Source organism: Actinomycetota bacterium (assembly GCA_036280995.1).
GTDB lineage: Bacteria > Actinomycetota > CALGFH01 > CALGFH01 > CALGFH01 > CALGFH01.
The window spans coordinates 1-2,364 of the sequence record DASUPQ010000317.1 but is presented as its reverse complement, the minus strand read 5'-3'; the positions used below and the strand labels follow the sequence as shown (position 1 = coordinate 2,364).

The window sequence follows — 2,364 nt, the reverse complement described above, 5'->3', positions numbered from 1 at the left end:
TAGCCTGGATCGTGCACGCCTGAATGTCTGAGGTCGGTCGACACGGCCGGTGATATAGCGAAAGTGCCTGTCTCGTAACGGATAATAGGACTTGTCTAAGGTTCCATGTCCGGCACGGGAAGGCACTTTCTGAGTGAAGACTATCGCGATGCTTCCGCGGGTCAAGGTCAGCGCGGACGGGGACGGGGTGGTGTCCCATGCCGGGGTCGGGATGCTGCGTGAGTTGGCCGATCTGTCCGGGTTGACCGAGGGCGTCAGTTCGGTGTTGGCGGACACCTACCGGGGTCCGTGGTTGCATGATCCGGGTCGGGTGTTCACCGATCTGGCCGTCGCGGTCGCCGACGGCGCGGACTGCGTGTCCGGGATCGGGGCCCTGGGTGATCAGCAGGCCCAGCATGGTGCGGTGGCGTCGGTGACCACGGCGTGGCGGTTGATCGATGGCCGGGTCGACGCCGCGCATCTTGCCGGGGTGAATGCCGCCCGGGCGAAGGCTCGGGCGGTGGCCTGGGCCGCGGGCGCGGCTCCACCGCAGGGGGCGGAGTTGGTGATGGACGTGGACGCCACGATCAGCATCGATCACTCCGACCGGAAGGAGAACTCAGCGGCGACATGGAAACGGACCTATGGGTTCCATCCGTTGCTGGTGTTCCTGGACCGACCCGACATCGCCGGCGGCGAGGCCCTGGCCGGCATGCTGAGGCCGGGGAACGCGGGTAGCAACACCACCGCCGACCACGTCCGGGTGCTGGGTGAGGCGTTGGCCGCGCTGCCCGAACCGTACCGTCCCCGGCCCGGTGACCCGGCCGGTCCGCGGGTGTTGATCCGGTCCGATTCCGCTGGTGCCACCCCACGGTTTCGCCGCCGCGTGCCGGGCCGCGGGGGTGGGGTTCTCTTTCGGGTTCCCGGTCACCGCCCCGGTCCGGGCCGCCGTCGAGGTGCTGGCCGAGGCCGCGTCCACGGCCGCCGAGCAGGAGCGGACGGTGTGGTACCCCGCGGTCGAGGCCGACGGGTGGATCCGGGACGGCGCCTGGCTGGCCGAGGCGACCGGCCTGGTCGACCTGTCCGCGTGGCCGCCCCGCACCAGGCTGATCCTGCGCAAAGAACGACCCCATCCCGGCGCTCAGCTCACCTTCGCCGACGCCGACGGGCACCGGGTCACCGCGTTCATCACCGACACCCCGATCGGGGCGGTGCCCGGTCAACTGGCCGGGCTGGACCTGCGACACCGGCAACATGCCCGGGTCGAGGACCGGATCCGGCAGGCCAAAGCGACAGGGCTGCGGAACCTGCCCTGCCATTCCTGGTCGTCCAACAGCGCCTGGTTGGAGATCGTGCTGACCGCGACCGACCTGGTCGCCTGGTGCAAACTCATCGGCTTCGCCGACCTGCCCGATCTGGCCCGGTGCGAGATCGCCGCGTTCCGCTACAGGGTCCTGCACGTGGCCGCCCGCATCAGCCGCGCGGCCCGGCAGACCCGCCTCCGGATCGACCGCACCTGGCGGTGGGCCACCGCCATCGCGGCCGGCTGGCACCGCATCCGCGCCGCCTTCCCCTGAACCCGGATTCCCTGTTCCCACGATCGAAAGAGCAGGCACCGGCAGTGGAACCGGCGGAGCACCCGAGCCGACGCTCGGGCATCGTCGCTACCCAGACGTCCAAAATCACTGTCCCGCGGCCACTTCAACCCACCTGACCACCAACCAAGATCACGCGTGCAGGATCGAGGTTAGGGGTCGACCCTTGTAGAGGCGGAAGAGTCACACCGGGCTGCCGAGGGGCGCCGCGCTGGCGTGCCCATGATGGGCACGCCGGGCCGTTATCGTTGCCTATCGGTCCACACTGGTTCGGACGTTTTGCCTGGTGAAAGCGCGACGATAGGCATTCTGAATGCCGGATGGTCGGGTTCAAGTCCCCCCTCGGACACTGAATTACACCTCCCCTGTTCGATCATTTGACGGCCAGACTTATCGCCGCGGTTGAGCCGACACCTGTTGTGACATGGATGCTGTCGGTTCGGGATCGAAGGTGACCCGCAGGTTGATGGCGGCGATCATCGTGTGCTGTGGGGGTTCGCCGTGTGCCCATGATGGGCATGTCTCGGACTGCTGGCGTAGCCAGGGTTCCAGTGCGGCAAGTACCCGGGATTCGGCAAGGTATACCGACGTTCGGTGACCAGCGGTCCGGCTGTCGGGCGTTGGGCGGCATCGGTATCGGATCCGGCCGTTCTTGGACGACACGCTCATGGTGCGGCCGCAGATCGCGCAACTGACCCGGTGGAACAACAGGGGCCCCGCTTGGCTTTGACGACTGGGACGGGGCCTGACCGGCCGGGCTCGTATCGTGGCCACCGCGAGGAAGTCTCGG

1 pseudogene is annotated in these 2,364 nt (G+C 68.1%); it reads left to right on the top strand.

The features are described 5' to 3' along the window. Positions 1–133: 133 nt before the first annotated feature. A pseudogene (locus tag VF468_10715) lies at positions 134–1,556 on the top strand (IS1380 family transposase). The last annotated feature ends 808 nt before the right edge of the window (positions 1,557–2,364 follow it).